Annotated in this window: 13 protein-coding genes and 2 pseudogenes; 5 read left to right on the top strand and 10 right to left on the bottom strand. The window is 47.3% G+C overall.

Annotated elements, in window-relative coordinates; genetic code table 11:
* Position 1: 1 nt before the first annotated feature.
* Both NDI42_RS23040 and NDI42_RS23035 read right to left on the bottom strand, forming a co-directional pair.
* Positions 2-4,024 carry an nSTAND1 domain-containing NTPase gene (locus NDI42_RS23040; protein ID WP_190450693.1) on the bottom strand — a complete coding sequence of 1,341 codons (4,023 nt, stop codon included), beginning with the start codon at positions 4,022-4,024 and terminating at the stop codon, positions 2-4.
* A gap of 193 nt (positions 4,025-4,217) precedes the next feature.
* Positions 4,218-4,628 carry a hypothetical protein gene (locus NDI42_RS23035; protein ID WP_190450691.1) on the bottom strand — a complete coding sequence of 137 codons (411 nt, stop codon included), beginning with the start codon at positions 4,626-4,628 and terminating at the stop codon, positions 4,218-4,220.
* An 836-nt stretch (positions 4,629-5,464) separates the two neighbouring features.
* On the opposite strand from NDI42_RS23035, the gene NDI42_RS23025 reads away from it, so the two are divergent.
* Positions 5,465-7,351, top strand: coding sequence for a serine hydrolase (locus NDI42_RS23025; protein ID WP_190450690.1), 1,887 nt, complete (start codon positions 5,465-5,467; stop codon positions 7,349-7,351).
* Between the two features lie 333 nt (positions 7,352-7,684).
* Here NDI42_RS23025 and NDI42_RS23020 read toward each other — a convergent pair whose 3' ends face one another.
* Positions 7,685-11,377: a WD40 domain-containing protein gene (locus tag NDI42_RS23020; protein WP_190450688.1), complete on the bottom strand. Its 3,693-nt coding sequence runs from the start codon at positions 11,375-11,377 to the stop codon at positions 7,685-7,687.
* Between the two features lie 253 nt (positions 11,378-11,630).
* On the opposite strand from NDI42_RS23020, the gene NDI42_RS23015 reads away from it, so the two are divergent.
* Positions 11,631-14,294, top strand: a complete 2,664-nt coding sequence (locus NDI42_RS23015; protein WP_190450686.1) for a serine hydrolase — start codon at positions 11,631-11,633, stop codon at positions 14,292-14,294.
* A gap of 217 nt (positions 14,295-14,511) precedes the next feature.
* A complete protein-coding gene (locus tag NDI42_RS23010) occupies positions 14,512-18,693 on the top strand; it encodes a beta strand repeat-containing protein (protein WP_190450684.1) in 4,182 nt (1,393 codons plus the stop codon).
* A gap of 116 nt (positions 18,694-18,809) precedes the next feature.
* Here NDI42_RS23010 and NDI42_RS23005 read toward each other — a convergent pair whose 3' ends face one another.
* From NDI42_RS23005 to NDI42_RS22985, 5 genes and pseudogenes are all read right to left on the bottom strand, one after another.
* Positions 18,810-19,784, bottom strand: a complete 975-nt coding sequence (locus tag NDI42_RS23005) for a tyrosine-type recombinase/integrase (protein WP_190450682.1) — start codon at positions 19,782-19,784, stop codon at positions 18,810-18,812.
* 90 nt (positions 19,785-19,874) lie between these two features.
* Positions 19,875-19,979: pseudogene (locus NDI42_RS23000) on the bottom strand (short-chain dehydrogenase); the annotation flags it as partial.
* Between the two features lie 65 nt (positions 19,980-20,044).
* Positions 20,045-20,530 (bottom strand): hypothetical protein, encoded by a 486-nt coding sequence (locus NDI42_RS22995; RefSeq protein ID WP_190450680.1) that lies wholly within the window; start codon positions 20,528-20,530, stop codon positions 20,045-20,047.
* Entirely contained in the window at positions 20,527-20,658 is a 132-nt protein-coding gene (locus NDI42_RS22990; protein WP_348231579.1) for a hypothetical protein, read from the bottom strand. The genes NDI42_RS22995 and NDI42_RS22990 overlap by 4 nt, the downstream gene beginning before the upstream one ends.
* Before the next feature lie 5 nt (positions 20,659-20,663).
* Positions 20,664-21,107, bottom strand: a pseudogene (locus NDI42_RS22985) (SDR family oxidoreductase); the annotation flags it as partial.
* 756 nt (positions 21,108-21,863) lie between these two features.
* Between NDI42_RS22985 and NDI42_RS22980 the strand changes: the two are divergent.
* Together NDI42_RS22980 and NDI42_RS22975 are read left to right on the top strand one after the other, a co-directional pair.
* Positions 21,864-21,992, top strand: a complete 129-nt coding sequence (locus tag NDI42_RS22980; RefSeq protein WP_190450677.1) for a toxin-antitoxin system HicB family antitoxin — start codon at positions 21,864-21,866, stop codon at positions 21,990-21,992.
* Positions 21,993-22,432: 440 nt separating this feature from the next.
* Positions 22,433-23,146: a hypothetical protein gene (locus NDI42_RS22975; protein ID WP_190450675.1), complete on the top strand. Its 714-nt coding sequence runs from the start codon at positions 22,433-22,435 to the stop codon at positions 23,144-23,146.
* Between the two features lie 488 nt (positions 23,147-23,634).
* Here NDI42_RS22975 and NDI42_RS22970 read toward each other — a convergent pair whose 3' ends face one another.
* Complete coding sequence (locus tag NDI42_RS22970) at positions 23,635-23,775, bottom strand: hypothetical protein (RefSeq protein ID WP_348231577.1); 141 nt, start codon at positions 23,773-23,775, stop codon at positions 23,635-23,637.
* 132 nt (positions 23,776-23,907) lie between these two features.
* Positions 23,908-24,375: a hypothetical protein gene (locus NDI42_RS22965; protein WP_190450674.1), complete on the bottom strand. Its 468-nt coding sequence runs from the start codon at positions 24,373-24,375 to the stop codon at positions 23,908-23,910.
* Positions 24,376-24,697: the final 322 nt, after the last annotated feature.

Genomic DNA, 24,697 nt, shown 5'->3' with positions numbered 1-24,697 from the left:
ATTATCTACAGACTTCTTGATACTCCTTTTTAGTCTTCAGGTAATTACTCCGCCCCAGCCACTTGCAACCACGATCTAGCAAATGGTCTAAGTCCAAGCTCCAGAGAATTACTGTGTTATCACTGCCTGCTGTAATCATTTTGCTATCCTGACTAAAACTGACCCTCCGGATAGGAGCGTCACGCCCTTTTAAGGTTGCGAGTTCTTTGCCATCGCGACTCCAGAGCTTAATAGTCTTGTCCTCGCTGGCGGAGGCAATCATTTGACCATCTGAACTAAAACTCACGCTGGTGACTCGGCTGTTGTGACCTCTGAGAGTTTGAAGCTCTTTGCCATCAAGGTTCCAGAGCTTAACAGTGTTGTCCTCGCTGGCAGAGGCAATCATTTGCCCATCAGGACTGAAACTCACGCTGGTGACTCTCTGTTGGTGTTGCCCCAAGTCCTTTAGTTCATTATTCTTGAAGTTCCAGAGTTTTAAAGTACCGTCCTGACCGCCTAAAGCAAGCATTGGGCTGTTTGGACTGAAACTTATGCTACTAACTGCCTCGCTTTGATCCCAACTTTCGACCTTTTCGCCGTTGAGATTCCAAAGTTTAATAACGCTCTTGTCCTCGCCCTCGCTAACGGAGGCAATCATCTTCCCATCTGGACTAAAACTTAAACTGGTAACCATATCCTTAAGATCTCCCAAGGTTTTACGTTTTTGACCGTTGAGGTTCTGGAGTTTAATAGTGTTGTTCTCAGGATTGTCACTGCTTGAAGCAATCGCAATCGTTTTTCCGTCTGGACTGAAAGCTACAACATAGCCTTTTAAGGAAGGTTTTAGGGTACGTTCCTCACCACCAGGGAGGCTCCAGAGTTTCACTACGTCGCTGCTGACCGAAGCAAGAATTTGACCTTTAGGACTGAAACTCAAGCTACTAACTGGATCGGAATGACCCGTTAGGACTTTGGAAGAAGAGTTGTTGTTGGGGTTCCAGATTCTAACAGTGTTATCGTCCCCGACTGAGACAAGGGTTTCGTCGTTGAGATCCCAGATTCTAACAGTGTTATCGTCCCCGACTGAGACAAGGGTTTTGCCGTCGGGGCTGAAGCTTACGCTTTTCACTGGAGCGGTGTGACCCTTCAGTGTTTCTAGCAGAATGCCGTCCTTTCTCCAGAGTTTGACAGTGTTGTCCTCACTAGCGGAGGCAAAGGCAAAGATTTGACCTTTGGGGTTGAAACTTACATCGTTCACTGAACCATTATGACGATCATATAGGGGTGGTATAGGTTGTTTATCGTTGGGGTTCCAGAACCGGACAGTGCCGTCCTCACTGGCAGAGGCAAGGAATTGGCCATCAGGGCTGAAACTTACGCTTTTCACAAAAGCGGTGTGACTAAAGGTTTGTAGCAGCTTGCCCTCCTTGCTCCAAAGCTTAACGGTGTTGTCCGCACTGGCAGAAGCAATCATCTCGTCGTTTGGGCTAAAACTCACCCTAGTAACTTCACCTGTGTGTCCCTTTAAGGTTCCGAGCGGCTTACCATCGCGGTTCCAGAGTTTGATGGTGCGCTCAGCAGCAGCCGACGCAATTTTTTGACCGTCGGGACTGAAACTCACGCTATTTATTTGTACATTTTGATTGTGAGCCCGGAAGGAGCGGAGTTTCTTGCCATCAGGGTTCCAGAGTGTCACCATGCCGTCTTCATTGCCTGAAGCAATCATTTGGCTGTCCGGGCTGAAACTCACACTGGTAACACTAATATCATCAAGCTTTAGTGGGGGTGGGAGTTCTCTCTCATCGAGGCTCCAGAGTCTGATGGTGGCGTCCTTACTAGCTGTGGCAATCATACTACCGTCCGGGCTGAAACTCACGCTCCGGACTTCACGGCTATGCCCTTCTAGGCGATCGCGTTCTTGTACTTCGTAAACTGCCTTTGCAAGAGTTGCCACAGTCTCTAGGCGAACTCGGTTTGGCAGCCAAAAAATTGGCTGCTTGAGTTTTTTTCCTGCCCTGACACTCTCCATCAGTCCTTCAAGCTGGTTATTTTGAGAAAGCTGAGATTTGGACAATGCCGTTAAAGTCTCGATTTCGCTCTGCACGGCTTGGTTCCACTGCCACAAAGCGGCGACTGTTGCTATGCTCACTAGCCCCGCAGCGGTAATTGCAACTTTCGTGCGCGTCTGAGCTGCTTTACGCGCTCTTCTTTCCTGCTCTGATGCTTTCTCTTCCTGCTCTAGTCTTTCTCGGATCAGGTCTAACTCTCGTTGTCTAGCTGCTTCTTCTCGCTCTTTTGCTTCCTGAATAGCCCTCTTGCTGGCTTCTACCAGTGTAAGCAGTGTTTCATCATAGCCCAGTTCGGCAGCATCAGGACTCTCCAGCCAACGCTCTGCTTCAGCCAGTTCAACCTCATCCAGCAGACCCCCACTACCTTTACCTAAGCGTACCCACTCCTCTACTTGACGCATCAGTCGCCTACGAATCTGTTCCGCTTCCCGACGTTCAGTGAGCCACCACCGTAGAGCAGGCCAGCCACTAATCAGGGCTTCGTGAGCAATATCTACTTTTCTGCTAGAGTCCTTCTCCCCACCGCTAAGGGTTAATAGGCGACGATCTGCTAAATAGAGTAGCGTCTGGTCAAACTGGGATGCATTATCACTGGACACCCGTAACTGCTCAACCGATTGCTGGCGGCGGGTATCGGCACGTCCCTCGCCAAACTGAATCAGCCGGAGGAAGATCCGGCGAGCGACCTGCCGCTCTTCCTCACTTAGAGCAACTAGAGCAAAATCAGCACGATTGGCGATCGCGGCTTGCAATCCTGTGCGGTTGCTACCATCAAAGTTGCTGTAGGCTTGGCTGGTGAGTACTAGAGCTTCATAAGCTCTCAGGGGCAAGAATCGCCGCTCCACTTTCTCCCATAACAACACCAGCGTCTCTTGAATCAGGGGTAAAGCTCCTGGCTCCCCAGCTGCATCTGCCACTAAGCGTTCTATTAGCGCTGCTTCTATGAACACACCGACACTCTCAGCGGGTCTGATGATTGCCTCACGCAATCCTACCGCATCTAGAGGCACTATCTCCATTCGGTAAGATTGAATGTTTCGCCAGAGCGGTGACTCCATCAGCTCGGAATAAAAGTCAGCTCGGACAGTCAAAATTAAGTAGCAGTTGGGAGTATCAATTAGGTGCAGCAATGCTTTCTGGAAGGGTGCTGCCTCCTTTCCGGCAAGTGTAAACACCTCCTCAAACTGGTCTATGACTAATAGCAATCGTTGAGCATTCGGCTGGCTAGCTAGAGCCTGTGTTACTGCCCGCGTAGGATTAGCAAGGTCATTCCCTAATGCAGTTTCTAGCTCACTTAGAGGTGTCTCGCCAGGGCGGATAGAGCGAACTAGCCACTCGCCAGAACCGAAGAGTCCGCTTCGGCGCAGGGCAGGAATGAGTCCCGCAAACACTAGAGAGGATTTTCCATTTCCTGAAGGACCAATCACAGAGATGAAGGGGTGCAGGCGTAGGCGCTCTATGAGTTTCTTTACTTCCGCGTCACGCCCGAAGAAGCGATCGCAATTGTCTTCACTGAAAGGTACCATTCCTGGGTATGGACAGAGCGACTTAGGAGAGAGAGCAGGTACGGGCTGCTTTAAGTCAGTGCAGAGGCGGCGGGTAGCCTCTTCCCACTCAGTTGGATTAGTGGCATTGAGTTTAACGAGAGCATTTAAGCGAGGTGGCAGTTTGACCGACTGTAAGACGAGAGGGATAACTGGCCACGTTGCTAAGTCAAAGCCATAGCACTGAGCCAAGAGGTCAATGAATTGGTTAAAGCCGTCTGCCAGATAGGCTGGGGAAAGCACCAGCAACGTGCGATCGCTTTGCTCAATGGCACGCTCAAATTCTAGAAGCCGAACCGTACCTAGAGCAAATGCTGCTTCTGAGTGGTAGCGCACACCAGCCTGCTTCAAGCTGTCGAGTAAGTAGCCTTCTACCCAGCCACTGTCAGCATCGGCATAGGAAATAAAGAGGTCGTATTGTGCCGTTTGCACTATGCACTCTCCCAGTAGCAATACTGTTCAAAACAAAAACAGAAGCCTTAATTCCTGATTTTCCTAAGCAGATCGGAGTCAAAAACCAATCCCGCTGCCCAAAATTGACGGTTGAAAACCAAGTTTTGGTTGCCCTGCAATATTGGCGAGAGTACCGCACATAAACTTATTCTTTCTATTTGCTAGAAGAAGATTAGTCCTCAGACTCAACTTCTTCAGGCACAATTAGCCTTCTAACAGTCTCAGTTTCCTTAGTGGTACTAGCCGTAATTTCCTCTGTAGAAATATCTCCGCGATCTGTCACGCCGGGAGACCGGGGGTCATCAGACTTCGTTGGACTATCTGTTACATCTGGTACAATTGGTCTTCTAACGACCTCAACCTCCTGATCTGGTTTTTTAGGTGCGATCGCATCTCGATCTGTCACACCTGGAGAACGGGGGTCATCAGGCTTGGCTGGAGTGTCTGTTACATCTGGTGCTATTGGTCTTCTAACAACCTCACCCTCCTGCTCCGGCTGTTGAGGTGCGATCGCATCTCTATCCGTCACGCCAGGAGACCGAGGGTCGTCAGGCTTCTTAGATTCAGAGTTCTCTATACTCATAAAAAAGTATCGGTAAAGGAGGGTTTGTCTGAATAGACATCCTAGGAATTAAACTTCACTTCAACTGCTAGAAAGCTTTCAGATTAATTTTCTGAAATTTCCAATAGACATCTCCGATAATTAACCTAAAATCTTTGTACCACGGTAGCTGAATCTTAATTTCTAGGGATGTCTAATGAGTGACTCTGCCTGAAGCATAGCACCGAACTAATCGCTCTCTACAAGTCCCAGCGCTTTTAAAGTTGCCTTCTGAGCTGCCGTTAAACCAATCGCACCCCTAATATTCATGCTGGCATTTGGCACTGTCAGCATCGGCATATGAGATAAAGAGATCGTATTGTGCGGTTTGCACCATGCATTTCTCCCCGTGGCAATACTGTTTAAAACAAAAACAGAAGCCTTCAGATTTCCACAAAAGTTGCATAATCAACAGTTTTTCCGATGAGGAACCTGCTGACAGTGGCTAAATCGAGTCCTAACTCTTCAGCTAGGGTGCTTTGGCTGCGGAATCCATTGCGCTGGAGGGCTAATTTATCTTGCTCAATCCAGTCGCGGTGAACTTTGAGCGAGCGTTACATAGCCTATTCCCCGAAAGCTATGCAGATTTTAGCAAGGTAAGTCACTCGAAAGTCCGTAACAAATAAGTATATTCTCAGTCTCGATCTCGGTCAGGTGCAAGTTTTGATGAATTTGTAGAGTCTAGAAGTGCAATGCGCTAGCTGGTAAGCAGCGATTGCTATGACCTTCCTTCGTCAAGTCTTAAGAGGTTATAGCTCTGGGCTTGCAGTCTCTTCATTCTCGAATATAGAAACTTAAAACAAAGGAGAAAGACAACAATGCCAAAGTTCATAGCCTACCACGGCAAGACAGGCGCAGAGCACCAAGTGCAGTTCAATTCCTTGAGCCAACAAGGCTACCGAATGATTTCGCTGAGCCTTTATAACGATTCGGATAGTCCGCGTTATGCTGCGGTGTGGGTTGAGAAAGGTGGATCGGCCTGGGCGGCATTTCACGGCAAGAGCGCCAGCGAGTACCAGCAGTTTTTCAACAGCTGGACCGAGAAGGGTTATCGCCCCACGATGGTCACAGCTACTGGTAATGGCTCAGACGCAGTTTTCGCTGGTGTCTTTGAGAAAGATTCAACGCCTTTCACTGCCAAGCATGGCATTTCTCAGGATGAGTTTATAAAGCAGTGTAACTGGGCACGGGACAATGGCTTCATCCTTAGTTGTGCCACTGTTTACGGCACGGCTAATAACCCAGTTTATGCAGGCATCTGGGAGAAGAATACGAGCGACATTGCCTGGAATTATAGCCTTGGCGACAGTGCTGCCGACTACCAAAATAAATTCAATGCTTACACAGCAGGGTGGGTGCGCCCCGATTTTGTAACCCTCTCAGCTAGCGAGAAGTACTTGGCAATTTGGCACGACAACTTAATCGGCGATTGGGTGGCTCATCACAACCTGACTAGCAGTGGTTACCAAAGTAAATTCGATGAACTGACGAGCAGTGGATTTTATCCAATCTGCGTACAAGCAAGCGGGGAGGGCAGCGGTGTCCGCTTTGCGGCAATCTTCGCAAAAAACGAGACGCCCATCTCACGCAAATGGACTGTCACAGGTAAAGAAGTACCGTCACTCTCGGGGTTTGACGATTATGTGAAAAGCCTGATGCAAAAGCACAACGTCCGTGCTGGCTCGTTAGCCATCGTTAAGGATAGCAAGCTAGTATTCGCTCGTGCGTATACGTGGGCAGAGCCAGGATATCCGATTACTCAACCGACAAGTCTTTTCCGAATTGCCAGTTGCAGTAAGCCACTCACGAAGATTGCAATTCATCAGCTTGTAGAACAGGAGAAGCTGAGCCTAAATGACCATATCCAGCGGATTCTCAACTTACAGTCACCGGGTGGTGGAACGCCAGCCGATCCCAGGCTTAACAACGTTAAGGTTGAACACCTGATTAAGCACTTAGGTGGTTGGAATGTCAGGGCTAAAGAGATTCCCCAGCTTGGATTTGACCCGATGTTCCATGATGTCGAAACCGCCGAGGCTTTTGGCAAGTCTGTTCCGGTAACGAAATACCAGATTGCTTCTTACATGACCGGCCAGCCGATGCAATTTGACCCAGGTACAGACCCCCTAGGCAACCAATACTCGAATTATGGGTATAGCCTTTTGGGGCAGATCGTTGAAAAGAAACGTCCCGGTTTTAACTACACCGAGGCAGTGAAAAATAGCATTTTTACACCGCTAGGCGTTACCCGTCCGCGACTTGGGCGATCGCTGCTGGCGAATCAAGCCTCAGGTGAAGTGCGCTATCATGGGAAGATTCCCTCTGTGGGACGAAGTGTGATGACATCCGAGCGTCCCTGGGTTCCAGGTGCATATGGGCGATTCAACATTGAAAACATGGACTCGCATGGTGGCTGGGTCATGGCTGCGCCTGATTATGCTAAGGTGCTGGCAGCGTTCGATCTAGACAACAATCCACTCTTTAAGAAAGAAGAGACTGCCCAAGGGGTGGGTTTACTTAACCATACTGGTGGGCTGCATGGCACTTCGACGGTTGTTCTTCGGTCAGGCAAATTGTCGTTCGTGCTATTTTTCAACCAAGATAACGTAGAACTCCCCAATTTCGATCAGTTGAACGATATTGCGAAGAAAGTGCCCAACTGGTCAAATGCTGACCTCTTTCCGACGGTTGGAATTCCCGCTTAAGCTACCCACTTAAGCTTGCTCTACAGCTAAAGGCAGCAACGCGATCGCTCTGATCGGTTTACAGAAAACCTGAGGGCGATCGCGTTGTCTTTGATTAGCGCTATGTGGCATAGAAGGCGAGTACCCAATGCTATTGACAGCTCCAAAAGCTGTTACAGCCTGCTCTTTGAACCTTGCGGCAGACTATCACTCAATCTCCAACAAAACTTTTTTGGGAATTGCGGAATATTTTACATTGTCTCCTCGTTACAAAAAATAGCGGATTGTATAGAGTAAGGAGTTACTAATGTCTCAATATAGTAATTCTAGTTGGGGTTTGAGTAGAGCACCGAACTAATCGCTCTCCACAGCTCCCAGCGCTTTTAAAGTTGCCTTCTGAGCTGCTGTTAAACCGATCGCATCTCTAATATTCATGCCCTCATAAGGTCGATCAGCCAACAGCGTTCTCAAACACTCACCCGTTTCAACACTCCAGAACTTGATTGTCTCATCTCCACTTCCACTAACTAAAAATTGTCCATTTGGACTAAAGACAACTGACCATACTCCTTTAAGATGTCCCTGCAATGTCCCTCTGTTCTTCCCCGTGCCGACATCCCAAAGCTGAACCGTTTCGTCATCGCTAGCACTGGCTAAAGTCTGACCATCCGGACGAAAGACCACCGACCTAACGCGGTGAGTGTGTCCTTCAAACATTTGCAGACATTCCCCCGTGCGAACATCCCACAGCTTGATAGTCTCACCGCTACCACTGGCAATCCTACTACCGCAAGGACTAAAGGCAACCGATAGAACCCAATCCCGATGACCTTGAAACGTGTGAACACAAATCCCCGTATTCACCTCCCAAAGCTTGACCGTCTGGTCATCACTGCCACTCACCAGAGTTGTTCCATCCGGACTAAACGAAACAGACTTGACCCGATGAATATGTCCCTCCAGCGTTTGCAAACATTCGCCCGTTTGCCAATCCCAAAGCTTCACCGTACAATCCCGACTGCCACTGGCTAGTATCTGTCCATCTGGACTAAAGCTGAGGGATTGAACCCAACTGCTGTGTCCCCAAATAGTCCTCAAACATTCTCCCGTATCGCAATCCCAAATCTTGATAGTGCGATCATCGCTTCCACTTGCCAAGATTTGACTCTCATCAAGTTTCGGTGCAAACGTGACGGATGAGACGATGTTAGTATGTCCCTGCATGGTTTTGATGCATTCTCCCGTCGTTACATCCCACAACCTTACCTGTTGGTCTCGACCGCTACTGGCTAATAATTGCCCATCAGAACTCAAGGCAACAGATAAGACCGAATTGCTGTAACCCTCTAGGGTTTTCAAACACTGCCCCGTGCGAACATCCCAAAGCTTCACCGTCTGGTTCTCACTGGCACTCAACAAGGTGCTGCCATCTGGACTGAAGAGAACCAACCAAACGCGATCGCGATGACCCTGCAATGTCTTCAGACATTCTCCCGTCAAAGCATCCCAAATCTTGACTGTCCTATCCTCACTGCCCGTTGCCAAAATTTTACGCTCAGGATGATTGACATCGCCTCCCCAGTGTGCATAGTCGATTGCCCACACATAACTGCTGTAGTCCGGTAATGTTCTGATGCATTCTCCAGTGGTGATATCCCAAAACTTCACCGTTTTGCCATCGCTTCCGGTTGCCAACGTCTGTCCATCGGGGCTGAGTGCAACCGAGAGTACCCAGTTGATGTGAGCCTCTATGATTCGCAGACATTCACCTGTGTGGACTTGCCAGAGCCTCACGGAGGAGTCTTCACCGCTACTAATCAACGTTTGTCCATCTGGCGTGAAGACGACGGACAGTAAATGATTAGTATGTCCTGTCAACACGTTAAGGCATTGCCCAGTTTTGACATCCCAAAGCCTCACGGAGGAGTCATTACTGCCACTTGCTAGAATTTGTCCATCTGGATTGAAGGCAATTGATTGCACACAACCTGTGTGACCTCGCAGTGTCTTGAGGCACTGCCCTGTGTTAACATCCCAAAGTCTCACTGTTTGGTCGTTACTGCCACTCGCTAGGATTTGTCCGCCTGGGCTGAATGCTACCGAATGCACCCAACTGATATGCCCCTTGAAGGACAATAATTGTCGGCTATCTGCAACTTGCCACAGCCAAATCTCGTTATCAATTCCTGTCGCCAACAGCTTTCCATCTGAACTGAAAGCGGCTGATAAAATACCTCCCAACGTTTGTGTAAAAACCGATTTAGTTAAATCAGAATTAGTAAAATTGACGCGATGCAAATTCACGCCCTGAAGGTAGGCTTGCCAAACAGTTAGGCAGGAGAAATCCGCGCTGCTGGGGTCTATCTGAAGCTGCCAAAAGAGATTGAGAACATTTCCTCCGGCATATCCTGGTTTTGGCGATGAAGGTGATGCTTCTGTCGAACCAGGCATTGCTACAGCAATTTTCGAGGACATTCGCAACTTCGACAAAATCTGAATTAGACAATTTTTGATGCTTTGCTTATTACCAAAAAGAGCCAGCAATCTATCTGCAACAGGTTGGAGAATGAGACGAATTTGAGCATCTCGCAGGTAATCTTTTGCCTGAGCCTTCATTAGGGCGTAGCGGTCAAAGAACACAATCTCGACCGTACTAATCTCCTGGCACACCTGTTCAATCAATCGTTCAGTGACATACTCCATTACCACTGGCTGTTGCGTAAAGCTGACTGAGTGCCTCTGTGTTAGCGCAGGTGTAGCCTTTTCAATCAGAGAGCGCAATTGCAGCGATTCCAATGCTTCTAATAGCGCTCGCTGCGAAACAGTAGGAATGATATCATCACGCAATTCTGTAATCGAAACCCACTCTCGATTGATGGCGACGCAAAACATCGTTTGCTTTTCTAATGCTGACAATCGACTAAACTGTTGGTCCAGCAAGTTAGAAATATCACCAAAAACGACAGTGCCTTGTTCTAAAAATTGAGCAATATCGCCATCGAATAATTCTTGAATTGTCGTCGCTACCATCTTCAGCGCCAGTGGATTACCTGCATACTGCTCCCCTAACGCTTGTCCTTCGTCTGCGGATACTGTAAAGCCCTTCTCCTTGAAGATTTCCTGAACGTTTTCTTGCGCTAAACCACTTAACCGCAAGGAGCGGATGGGAAAATGTTCACCTTCTTGATGGCTAATTCCTCTTGGCTTTTCTCGCGTCGTCAATACTAAACAGCTTTGATGACGGGTTTCTCCTATACAGCTAAAAAGTTGCCCATATCCCTCATATCCCTCTCGATAAGCTCCAGCACGTCCATCACTGCTTAGGATGGATTCTGCATTATCAAGTATGAGCAAACAGCGTGAGGCTCGCAGGTGCTCCAGCAATCGAGAGATTTTGCCGTCCATTGTTTCTGGTAAGTCGGTTTCCTGCTGGTTTGAGAGGAAACGAATCACATCTGCCAAAAGTTCTTGGACTACAGGAGCATTGCGGAGACTTCGCCAAACTATGTATTCAAACTCATCTTGAATTTGTTCTGCTAGCTTCACCACTAAGGTGGTTTTACCAATCCCACCCATGCCGATGACGCTAATCAAGCGGCAATGCTCGTTCACAACCCATTGCTCTAACGTAGCAAGTTCGGACGTGCGTCCATAAAACGCAGTAACATCGGGGGCTTCTCCCCAATCTTGACGACAGTGGGCGATCGCGCTAGGCGCTAGGCGCAAGTCAATCGCTTCTACGTTCCCACCCGGCGGAAAGTCTTTTGGGTTACGGGTATAGGTGGCGTGATCAGATTTCACGGATACGGGTTGGGATGGAACGTCATTCCCTAAGTCAGCGATTTCTTGCCATTCCAGCCCCAATATCCCACAGATTTCCACAAAAGTCGCATAATCAACAGTTTTTCCGATGAGGAACCTGCTGACAGTGGATAAAGCCAGTCCTAAATCTTCAGCCAAGGCTCTTTGGCTGTGAAAGCCATTGCGCTGGAGGGCTAATTTAGCTTGCTTAATGCAGTCGCTGTGAACTTTGAGCGAGCGTGACATAGCCTATTCCCCGAAAGCTATGCAGATTTTAACAGAGTTAGTCAGTTGAAGGTCGGTAACAAGTCAGTACGTTCTCGGTCTCGATTTCGGTCAAGTGCAAGTTTTGATTGATTTGTAGAGATGAGAAGTCCGATACGGGCCATTGCTTAAAGCAAGAAGTCAAGTTGGTCAACGACGCCTAGCTAACACGTAGGAAGCCGCGATCGCATTTGACCCTTGTTTTAAGTCTAATAACAAAGGAGAAAAACATACCATGGCAACAACAATCGAAGTAAAATATGCAGAATTGGGTGCAGCAAAGAGCTTTTTGGGCAACCCAATTGGCAACGAAAAAGATACCGCTGATGGCAACGGTCGTTACCGCGATTACGAAGGCGGGTCTATCTACTGGTCTAAGGATACGGGCGCACAAGAGATTCATGGCAGCATCCGTAAGAAGTTTCTGGAATTAGGCTGGGATAAGAGTGTGATTTCCTTGCCTATCACCGACGAATGCATTGCTGCTGATGGTATCGGACGCTACAACACGTTTGGCGAAGGTCACGAGCTCGGTATTTACTGGACTCCGCAGACAGGCGCACATGAAATCTATGGGGATATCTATAAAAAATGGTTGGCATTGGGCGGTGTCAAGAGTTCATTGGGCTATCCAATCACTGGCGAAAAACCGACCTCTGCCCCTAGCCAAGGACGTTACAGTGAGTTTCAGAATGGTGCAATCTACTGGTCAAAACCAACTGGCGCACATGAAGTCCGTAAGGAAATTTTAGACCAGTGGAAGAAGCAAGGCGGTGAAAATGGTCTACTTGGCTTGCCGATCTCAGACGAATTGCCGGACGTGGCTGAGTCTGAGCGCTACAACACCTTTAAGAAGGAGAAATTGACCCGCGAATGGAAATCTCCAGGCATTAATCCCCCAAAGGATCACAACCCGCAGTATCCCATTACGGCGATGCATGACCGGAACTTGAGCAATCACACGAAAGAAGGTGACGCGCTGGTTAAAAAAGGCTTTCGGATGATCTCGCTGAGTGTTTATGGCGAACCCAAAGATCCACTGTATGCGTCGGTCTGGATTCAAAATCCAGAAGCTGCGAAGCAAACAGCAATCTATAAAGCTAGCGGCGCAGAGTACCAGCAGTTTTATAACGACCAGGTGAAAAAAGGCTTCTACCCCATTATTATCAGTGCACTTGGGTCTGGGTCAAATACGGTGTTTGCAGCGGTCTTTGAGGAGACATCTGGACCAAAGCCTTTTGCCCGTCACGGTCTGGTCAGTGGTCCAGTAGATGGACCAGATAAAAAAATTCACGATACCTCGACGTTTACATACTGGAATCGCTGGGCGAAAAGCAATAACTATATCTTGCGCTGGGCAACTGTCTACGGATCAGCTGATGAGCCGTATTATGCTGCGATCTGGGACTCCAATGAGGATAACGTCTCGTGGGATGTCGTTTTCCACCGTGCTGATAAAAAACTAGCACTCAATTTCAATGAAACAGATTCCTCCTTATTAGAACCTGGCGACTTCCAGGCAGTCTTCGATGCCCAAGTAGCGCAGTGGATGCGTCCTGCTTTCATCACGCACGCGCCACACGGTCGCTATATCGAGGTCTACCGCGACGATCAGTTAGGTAAGTTTGTTTCAAAGATCGGGTTGACCAGCAGTGAGTATCAAGCCGAAGCCGATAAGCTGGTCAAAAACGGCAACTTTTACCAACTCTGCGTGCAGGGTGCAGTGGTGAACGGGAAAACACAATTCGCCGCGATTTTTACCCAACGCCACGAAGCACGTCCGCGCCAGTTGACGGTTACAGGGCAGTCGATTCCGTCGCTGTACGCTTTTGATGAGGCGATGCAGGAATTTATGCAGAATGACAACGTGCGAGCCGGGTCACTGGCAATTGCCAAAGACGATAAACTGGTTTACGCCCGCGCCTTCACTTGGGCAGAGCAAGGTTACCCAGTTACACGACCGGAGAATATCTTCCGTGTTGGCAGTAACTCAAAACAGTTTGTGAAGCTTCTGGTCTTGCAGTTAGCAGAGAAGGGTGTTCTGGGCTTAGACGACAAGTATATTGATCGCGTCCAACTGACAACGCCAGTATCGGAGATGGGGAATAAGATACCCCAAATGACTATTCGTCAGATGCTCGAACACAAAGCTGGGTTACCTCCCAGTAGTGGTGATTGGGACTCCCTTTTCAAGAAGATCAACGAGAAGTTGCCAGCGAACCAAAAGAAACAATACCCATTATCGTTAGCTGATGTGGTCAATGTTCAGGTGATGATTGACCTGGATGACAACCTAATTGGAAAATTCTCTTACTCCAATACCGGCTTTACGATGCTGACGCTGCTTGTCGAACAACAGTACCAGATGCACTTCGAGCAAACGGTGCAGAAATACATCAGCAAGCCAATCGGCGTCAAGCGTGCAGTTGTCACGGGTAGCCTATTGTCTGAAATGAACCCATTAGAAGTGCGCTATCATTCCACAAATCCTGGGGTGAAAAGAAGTGCTAAGACTCCCGATCAGCCTATGGTACCTTTCCCATACAGTGGTAACTTCCAAACGTTACCTGGCACAGGTGGTCTGTCGATGGCTCCAGCAGATTACGTCAAGATGTTAAGCGTTCTGTTTTCTGGAAAAGATAACGTCTTGCTGAAGAACAGCACTGTGCAGGCGCATAAGGACAATCTGGATGGACACTATGGTGGAATGAGCGGTGCGGTTGCCTATATGGTACGCCGCAACGATGGAATCGCGATGGCAGTCTCGCTCAACAAAGATTTTGAAGCGCCATACGACATTAAATTGAATTACCTGGCGCATCGCTTGAACCAGATTGCCAATGCCCTTGCAGGAAAGTGGCCTGACCACGATTTGTTCCCGTTGGTGGGGATTAACTAGTTCGCATCGCTTTGACCAGGGAAAGTCTTGTTCGACTGGGAAGCTGTAGTTGCCTTCGTCCACAATCCCGAATTACCGCCAACCAATATCGTTTTTCCCTGGTCAAATTCAACTTTTGCACAACTCACTCCCCTAGTGGAGTGAGAAACCCAGCCTTTTATTTTTACATAAAGTTGCTCGCACAACTCCAACAAAACACAGTAAAGGAGAATTGAAAATGGTTCAAATTTTTGGCGACCCAGAAAACAATATCCTCGAAGGCACAATCGAAAACGAAACCATCCTAGGACTAGCTGGTAACGATACCCTCAACGGCAGCGAAGGAAACGATATTCTCCAAGGTAGTAGTTCAACAACAGCAGGAGAGATTGATATCCTAACAGGGGGAACTGGGTCAGATACCTTTGTTTTGGGTACTCCTGCTAGGGTGTTCTATGACGACGGCAATGACACTAGCGATGGCACTGGTGACTATGCTCTAATTACAGACTTTAATCCTAATGTAGATGTCATTCAACTAGGTTGGTCTAAGAACAACTACATCCTAGGAGCAGTGCCAGAGGGACTGCCAGATGGAACGGCAATTTTCTTGGATAAGCCAGGGGATGAACCGGATGAGCTAATTGCTATTGTCCAAGGTGTAACGGGGCTAGATCTCAATCAGTCTTACTTTGGTGTCCCTCGTTTGTCTGCGGTGGAGTTGAGCAATATTGCCTTAGATACTGATAATCGGGGTTTTGCCATCAATGGTGAGGCAGCAGGCGATCGCTCCGGTATTTCAGTTAGCAATGCCGGAGATGTCAACGGTGATGGATTCGATGACTTAATTATTGGGGCGTCCGGTTCTGACCCCAACGGGAGTGGTTCTGGCAAGTCTTACGTGGTATTTGGTAAAGCTGATGGCACGACAGTTTCCCTGAGCGATGTGGCTTCTGGTATCGGTGGTTTTGCCATCAACGGCGAGGTAGCTGGAGATGGTTCCGGTACTTCAGTCAGCAGTGCAGGAGATGTCAATGGCGATGGACTTGATGACTTAATTATTGGCGCTCCTACTGCCGACCCGAACGGGTTAAGCTCCGGTAAGTCCTATGTTGTGTTTGGCAAAGCAGACAACACAGCTCTGAACCTGGGTGATGTAGCCTCTGGTATCGGCGGATTTGCGATCGAGGGTGAAGCACGAAATAACCGCTCCGGTTTTTCAGTCAGCGATGCAGGAGATGTCAACGGTGATGGATTCGATGACTTGATTATTGGTACTTCCTCTGTCCAGAAATCTTACGTCGTGTTTGGCAAGGCAGATGGCACGACAGTTGCCTTAACTGATGTAGCAGCAGGCACTGGCGGTTTTGTGATTAGCGGCTCCGGTCGTTCAGTCAGCCGTGCAGGGGATGTCAATGGTGATGGTTTTGATGACCTAATTATTGGCGATCGCTTGACCCAGCCCGATGGCAGCAATTCTGGTCAGTCCTACGTTGTGTTTGGTAAGGCTGACGGTACGGCAGTTACCTTAAGTGACGTAGCAGCAGGTAGCGGCGGCTTTGTCATCAATGGTGAAGCACAAGGTGATGGTTATCGTCCCATTGTTCTTAGTGATTTTTCAGTCAGCAGTGCTGGAGATGTTAATGGCGATGGCTTTGATGACTTAATTGTTGGGTCTAGGTCGGCATATCCCAACGGCTCTGGATCTGGCAAGTCCTACGTGGTCTTTGGCAAGGCTGACGGTACAGCCATAGAGTTGAATGATGTAGCAGTAGGTACAGGTGGCTTTGCTATCAATGGCGAGGCACAAGGTAATGGTAGTGGTATTTCGGTCAGTAGTGCAGGAGATCTCAACGGTGATGGAAAAGATGACTTAATTGTTGGTGCTGCTGGTGCCGATCCCAACGGGAATTACTCTGGCAAGTCCTATGTAGTCTTTGGCAAAGCTGACGGCACAGCTGTAGAACTGAGTAACATGGCAGCAGGAATTGGCGGCTTTGCCCTCAACGGTGAAGCAGAAAATGATCAGTCCGGTCGTTCAGTTAGTGGTGCAGGCGATGTTAATAACGATGGCTTCGATGACCTGATAGTTGGTGCTGCTGGTGCTGACCCGAACGGGAGTAGTTCTGGTAAGTCTTACGTAGTATTTGGTGGTGACTTCCTCGCCAGTGAACCTGTAGCTAATGAAGATATTCTGGGGTCAGTGTTACTCAGAAAGCCACTAGTTATTCCCGCAGCCGAACTCTTGAAGTGGAACCCGGACAATGTGCTAACGGTGACTGAAGTGTCCAATGCAGTTGGCGGTACGGTATCCCTAGTCGATGGGGTCGTTACCTTTCAGGCAGATCCGGGATTCGTGGGAGTCGCCACATTTGACTATACCGTGAATGATAGTATCGATGGCAGCGTCACCGCAACAGCTAGTCTAAGTGTCAACTCAACAGTGGAGTTGAGCGATGTCGCTTTGAATACTAACACCAGTGGCTTTGTGATCAACGGTGAGGCAGCAGGTGACTATTCCGGTTGGTCAGTTAGCAATGCAGGGGATGTCAATGGTGATGGTCTGGCTGACTTGATTGTGGGCAGTGGTGGTAGTCTCTTTTCTGGGAATCCTGGCAAATCCTATGTTGTGTTTGGTAAGACTGACAGCAGTGCAGTCAACCTGAGTGAGGTAACTTCTGGTATCGGCGGCTTTACCATCAACGGCGAAGCAGCAGGTGACAACTCCGGTTTTTCAGTTAGTGGTGCTGGGGATGTTAACGGTGATGGAAAAGATGACTTGATTGTTGGCGCTTTTGGAGCCGACCCTAATGGAGAATCTTCGGGCAAATCTTACGTGGTGTTTGGCAAGGCTGACAGCACGGCGGTCGAGTTGAGTGACGTAGCAATAGGCATCGGTGGCTTTGCTATCAACGGTGAGGCGGAAGGTTATGGTGCTGGTTTTTCCGTCAGTGGTGCTGGGGATGTCAATGGTGATGGTCTGGCTGACTTGATTATTGGCGGGTCTTACGTGGTATTTGGCAAGGCGGATAATAGTTCAGTAGAGCTGAGTGATGTAAGAGCAGGAACAGGCGGCTTTGCTATCAACGGTGAGGCGGAAGATGATGGTGCTGGTTTTCCTGTCAGTGATGCTGGGGATGTCAATGGGGATGGTCTTGCTGACCTGATTGTTGGTGCTAGCGCTGCCGACCCCAATGGAGAATCCTCTGGCAAGTCCTACGTGGTGTTTGGTAAGACGGATGGCACGGCAGTTTCCTTGAGTGACGCGGCGAACGGTATGGGTGGCTTTGTCCTCAACGGTGAGGCAGCTTATGACGAGGCTGGTATTTCAGTCAGCAGCGCTGGAGATGTCAATGGGGATGGCTTGGCTGACCTAATTGTTGGTGCTGACGGTGCTGACTCAAACGGCAATAGCTCTGGTAAGTCTTACGTGGTGTTTGGTAAGACCGATAACAATGCTGTAAACCTGAGCGATGTAGCAGCCGGTAACGGTGGCTTTGTCCTCAACGGGGAGGGACAATCGAGTATTTCTGGCGGTTCAGTGAGCCGTGCAGGGGATGTTAACGGCGACGGACTTGACGACTTGATTGTTGGCACCAATCCTATTACGGCTATAGGTGTGCTTGCTGCGATCGCTAGTCCTGAACCAGTTCCTACGTTCAAATCCTATGTTGTGTTCGGCAAGACTGACAGCGCAGCCGTGGAGTTGAGTGATGTGGCGGCAGGTATTGGGGGTTTTGCTCTGGAAAAGGACTATCTCTCCAGTGATTCTGTTAGTGGTGCGGGGGATGTCAACGGTGATGGATTCGACGATGTGATGGTTGGAACTCCCTTTACTGACCCAAACGGCAACATCCAGGACAACTCTGGACAGTCTTACGTAGTGTATGGTGGTGACTTTACAGGTGCTGTTACCAACCAAGGGGCTACAGGCGATGACTTGCTTACTGGTACTGCGGCGACAGATGTTATCGTAGCGGGTCAGGGCAATGACACCCTAATTGGCAATGGCGGCAGCGATATCCTCTACGCGGGTGCTGGGGATGACGTAATTGCAATTAGTGACCTCAACTTCAACCGCATCAAAGGCGGCAGCGGGACTGACACCCTGCGCGTCGATGGTAGTGGGATGTTTTTCGACCTAAAGGCGATCGCCAACAACCGCATTACAGGCATTGAGCAAATTGACCTCAATGACTCTGGCAGCAACGCCCTTGCCTTTAACAAGCTGGATGTACTGGCCCTCTCAGATACTAATCAGTTAGCTATCCTCGGCAATACTAGCGATGTCGTAGTTTCTCTTGGTCAGGGCTGGAAGGAGAGTGGTACGCAGACCTTGGACGGTAATCTGTATAATGAATACGCCGTAGGTGGGGTCAGCTTATTGGTCGATTCAGATATCAGCCAGTTCATTTCGTGATATCGAATTCGGTCGCTAAAATTTCACGAAAGTCGTACAAACTTCATTTAGTCTGCGAGCCGATACGTTAAGCTTGCTCATGACAACAACTTTGTCTCCAATTTTACCATAATTGACTATTCAGAAAGCCCCGGCAAGTCCAAAAGTTCCACCGCCTGACGCTTCACCGCTTCGGGTCTTCGGTCGTAGCGAGAACTGGTACTGGGGTCGGAGTGTCCCGCGAGGCGTTGAACCGTTACCAAATCCACACCCGCATCCAATAAGTCAGAGATAAACGTTCTCCTGAAATCGTGCGTACTAAAAGATGCAACACCCGCCTCTTCTCCCCGCTTTTGCAAGATGAATAACACCGCCTGAGAGGTAAGGCGTCTGATGGTGACTCGCTTGCCTTTATTCACCGGACACAATAGTGGTCCAGGAGGGTCCCCCCGAACCGCTAGCCAATTTAACACCACCCGAATTGCCTGAGAAGACAGATATACTGTCCGGTCTTTCCCTCCCTTCCCCTCGCGAACTTCAATCGCTCCCGTTGACTCTTCAAAATCACTCTTATCCAAATTGACTAACTCCCTCCGACGCACTCCAGAACCCCGTAAGATGGCAATCAACGCCGCGTCCCTTACCCCAGTGGGAGTGGCATCGTTTTGGCAGACCTTAACAAGAGCCGCAATTTCGTCCCGACTCAAGGCACGACCTTTCAAACCTTTGCTACCGGGAACCGGTCGGAGGTCAGTCGCCCCCTTATAGTTTTTTTCAGAAATTAACTCCAACTTGAGCGCCTCCTGCAACACTCTTTTCAACGCCGTGAGCATTTTGTTGGTCGTGGCGGGACTATACTTCTCCATTAATACAGCCCTGACCGCTGCTGTATGGTGGTAGTGCAACTTAGACCAATCGAGCGTCATCGCATCACACTCTCCAGCAGTTAACATTGACGCGATCGCGTTGAGAGAACCCCGCATCGTCGGACGAGACCCCTGCCCCAAAGACGTGAGATAGACGTGCGCCGGGTGTCGGGTCAAGGGTAGTGGCACAGTCAGTACTAACTCTGACGACTCTGGGGTAGAAGTCATTATTGGGGAGTCACTCATCGCTCATTACTTGCTCGGAAAGTTCTTCTAGCAAGTATTGTTTCATGGGATGCGTTCGCTCAACACAAGTTTCAGTTATGTTGCACTCTCGGCAGTGCGACAGACTGCGATCGCCGTATCTCCCCGTTGTCGAAGCTGACCGCAGTATTCGTAACCAATACCGCGATTTGCCCCTGTAATCAGATAAGTCGCCATCAGATTGCCTCAATGCAGCATTTTGTCTGGTGATTGCCCATTCATCATTACTGAGAGTTTGTCAGTTAGTTGTTAGGGTTTCCCTGCTCAATGATTTCCATTTTTGTAATGATGGATTCCTTTCGGGTTTTGCCACAGGGTTCAGCACTTTGGCAATCATTGATTGAAACGAGTTCATAAGAAACGCGAACTTTCTGATTTAAGAAAGTATTTGGGCTTGCACATATCTCAAAATCGGCACCAACCTCATGCTGGATTGCGTTTTCATCTACTAACGTGACATAGCACATCAAATCTCCCATTACCATATTTTTAACTGTGCCAATGCCAGGTTGTTCGCGTGAGGTTTGTTTAGTTTCGTCAGCCTTAGCTACGAAATTATCTTGTGAATTTCCCGAATCATTGGATTTAACTTGATCAACAGTATTTGATTGAGCTTCCTTAGAGCCATAATTCTCTGATTTAACACAGCTCGTCATTCCGATTGAGGCAATGGCGATCGCCATTGTTACAATCAGCTTCTTTGAAGTAGAGGTTTTAACGCCAGTCATGTTAGTTCTTCCTTGATTGAAACAGTTTTGAGATAGCGATGATGTGGCGTAGCTACAGCTAATTCCACAGGAGTACAAATTCTCTTGTCTGACTCCTGAGAGTAAAGTTTTTGTTCTTGATAGTTCAAACTTTTATTCCTGGCTTGTGGACAAACATAGCTGCCGCGAGCGCACACGATTTGAGGTTATGAGCCTGTGATTTGCTTGCCATCGACAACACTACTTTAGACATCCGGTAGCCATAGGAACTGCCAGAGGTATTGTCTGCGATCGATTCCATCCGACTCGTCATCAACACCATCTTGGAGCCTACTTTGAGAAATGGCAATAGCGCCTGACTCACTCGTAAAAGACCCAGACCATTCACCTCAAACTGCTCCCAAATGCTCTCAAAATTAAAATCTTCCAGCGTGACCGGCTTCAAAATTCCCACATTGTTAATCAGAACATCAATCGCAGTATCACCCCAGCGATCACGTCAATCTGCCACCGAAGCATCAGAAGTAATATCAATCCCCTCCTCAACCCGCACCCCTAGCTGCTTCAATTCCTCAGAGGCAGTGCGACAGACAGCAATTTGGTACCCGTGACTAGATATAGCAAAAGGCAGAAGGTTCATTACTAGTGTGTGGTCGTTTCAGTCGTTAGATATGTCCTGACCTTTGTGGCAACAGCTATACCCCTCTTCTGTCACTCTCCGAAAACATTTGCCATTTCTGAACTCTAGAGCCTTTGTATATTAAGCGATCGCCAGATTTTTTTCTAACAACAAATACAGCCACCAACTTTTTCTAATAGGATAGCTTGTATTGATTGACTGATAAGGCTTGTGGAGATTGCCTTCCCGGAGAGTGACAGAAGAGGGATACGTTAAGTAACGTATAGCTGTTGCTCATGCTCAACTGCTACTCAAACCCCCTTATCTGGAAGCTAAAAACGAACAAATTTTCGGAGCCGCTGCAACGCTATCAATGCTATCCCCAATTGTCGGGCAGGTCGGGAAAATTATATATTCGGGATTACAGGAAAATCCTCTCTCAGCTCCTATCGAAAGTATTGATAAAAAAAATCAACATAGCCAGATGGAGACAAGGGAGCGATAAGAACTCACCTCCACTTGGCGCAGCTTGGCATAAGCTAGTTTTGTCCCAACTAGAGAGGTCTTTAACTAAAACAATTTACTCAACAGAATTTCTGTTTTTGCTAAATCAATGCTGAGTGTCTAGGTAATTAGCTAGGCATTTAAACTAGACAAAAGCTAAACATTTCTAGACATTTGGCTAGACTCTGTGGTAGCTATTGTCTAGTTGCTGTCTAGCACAAGAAAAATAGTATGAGCAATGGTAAAGAGAGGATTCAGCTAAACCTGCGGCTGGATAGGCATAAAGATTTATATAAGGCTGTCAAGGTGGCGGCATCTGAGCAGGATACCAGCGTTAATCAATTTGTAATTAACATCTAGATATGGCTCAACAGATAATTGCAGCTCAGAATGACGAACTTAACGAGATGCCTCAGCTAATTGAAAGTTAGCGCTGGAAACAAAATCATCTCAACAGTCCAACCTAATTAAACCGTCATGCCCAGCTTGTGGAGGAGTAAAGGTTCATAGCAAAGGGTTGAAGTATAAAAAGCAAAGATGGAATTGCTTGAGCTGTAACTATTATTGGAGTACACCGACCGAGCCTACCAGCTAATTAGGATAAAAATAATGCTTCAATCTGTGCTGTAACGGTGGTTAGATGCCTTGAGAATTAGGTACTTTTAACTGTATATGTCTCACCTTTCGCTATCCCAACTTTACGCTAATTACATAAGTTCGGACTGGCTTCATCAACTTTTCATATTAAAAGCCTGGATGAGAACTAAAGTCAAGGGTAGAAGAGTTTACAGGGTTCTGATATGACCAACATTTATCAAAAAGTGGCATTTACCGCCGCTAGTGCTGCACTGAGCTTAGGGGTTTTCTCTTTAACTAATCTCTCAAGCGTTCAAGCCTTTGATATTTTCCCTTCTGACGCAAGAGGACTTCGTTTTTTCCCCTTTGAGGAACCTCTATTACTTGACTTTTTGGCTGTAAACAAAGTAGTTGATTCTGAAGACAGAAGTGTATTTGAATACAATATAAGCCAGTTAGCTTTGAATGAATTTTCTTCAGTAAAATTGCGTCTCGAAGCGGGCAATATTGATGAGGAAGGTTCTCTAGGTTTTCTTGATGTATTCACATTTACTGGGGATGGGATTGTTAGTCCCAATGATTTCTTTGCTGGCTCTTTTTTTACAACCTTTGAAGCCAGTAGTTCACTAAACATTGTAAGTATTGATATAACCGATCTGGTAATCAGTACTTTAGCAACAGGCAATCCTTTTTTGGGGGTTCGGCTTTCTACAGCAACTAGCGACCGATATACCATCTGTGGCGGCTCTTTGTTTGAAATACTCCTTAGTAATTGCTTATTAATTGATGGAGATGAAGACTCCGAACTTGGACCTCCACGGTTATCCATCGCACCTCCAACTCCTGTTCACGAACCGATGTCGCCCCTAAGCCTACTGGCATTTGGAGCCTTCTATCTACTTTTTCCCAAAAGAAATCGGGATGTCGGAATAAATTAGTATGATCATGTAGAAATAGATTTTCTAGACCCGCCCCAATTTGATGGCTTGAAAGCTTCAGACAATGGCGGCATATTATCTGTAAAGTTGGAAAATATAAAACGTTTAAACATTAGGTGCTGTGCTTGGAATTTGGGTAAGGTTGAGTGCGACGAGCAATAAATAAATTACCCCCACCTTAAGTAAGCGCGATTACCTTTGTTTATCCATGCTGGCAAATTCAAACCTAGATGACCGAATCGCAATCCCTCATAGAAGAAATCGCCTTAATTTCTCTGGCGCACTGCTCGATAGTTCGCACGTTGCAACGATTGAAAATCTGTCAGTAGAGATAGATGAATGGAATGCAGACCAGTTATTAGATTTTGCAAGGACGATGATTGAGTGAGTCAAAGGTTTAAACTAAAATTAAATGCAGAGATGCGCTATCAAGCAATCTTATCCACCCTTGGTTTCAACGCCAGAGGCTTTTTTATCGCAAATTCTTTTTACTTATCAAAGTTTTCAACAAAAGCTTGCGCTTCGGCTAAGGACTCAAAGTACCAACGCTTCTGGTTTTTCTGACCGCCAGCTGAAACCAATTTTCGAGCGATTGACTGCCATCCTTTAGATTGAAGGAATACTACCAAACATTCCACTTCCAGCTTGTAAAGAAGCTGTTTAATCTTAAAGAATTTAGTTTGATAAACCACGCTCGAAACAACCAGATTATCTAAAGTGCGTTTGCGAGAACGCCTTCCTTTCGCTTTTAAAACTGCTTGTCATGCTAAAGCTTTTTGCTCAGCTTTCCTAGCCCTTTCAATTTCTTCCTCCTCATAACCTTGTCTTGAGTAAATCGATAGACTTAACCCCCAGCAAACTGATTCACCCCATTCTTCCTCAACGGAAGCATTGGAAACCACAATATAATCTAGTCCTGCTTGTTGAAATCTCTGTTCTAGATCCCTTTCTAGAACATTAGATATATAAACCTCTATTTCAGGAGAATGTAAAAAGATTATTTCTCCACGCTCCGTCTCTAGTTCTTCAAAAGGCTCAACGTTAGACAAGTTAAAAATCCCTAAAATAAGGTTGATTGAATTGTCCTCGCGAATTTCAATACAATCTGAGAGATTTTCAAGGTTCAAACTAAAATATAAGTCAGCAATGAAGCGCTTTATAACATCGGCTACTTCCTTGTTTTTTAAGTCATTCAACCACAAATCGGCTATTTCGTATTCTTGCAGCATGACACTCTACGAATTACTCTGGCGTTTCATCTTTTTAAATTCTATATCTTTGCTCTAGTGCTTGCATTACGATAGAGTTGAAACTCTCTTACGTCGTATTCTTCCTATTTTGGTAGTCCTGCATAGTAATGATAACGCCAGTTTTTCATTCTATAGATAAACTGGCGTTATATTCATGAATAAAATACCAAATAGCTCCTATATGATTGCTGAGGGGGCGACATGAAAGCTAAAACGTTGATACAATGAGCTTCATAGCCCTCATCCCTCGTAAATAATGCTCTAATTTATTGCGATTTAATCTCATTAAATCTTCAACGAT

This window comes from Funiculus sociatus GB2-C1 (assembly GCF_039962115.1).
GTDB classification, from domain to species: Bacteria; Cyanobacteriota; Cyanobacteriia; order Cyanobacteriales; family FACHB-T130; genus Funiculus; species Funiculus sociatus.
This window is presented reverse-complemented; position numbering and strand designations above follow the sequence as displayed.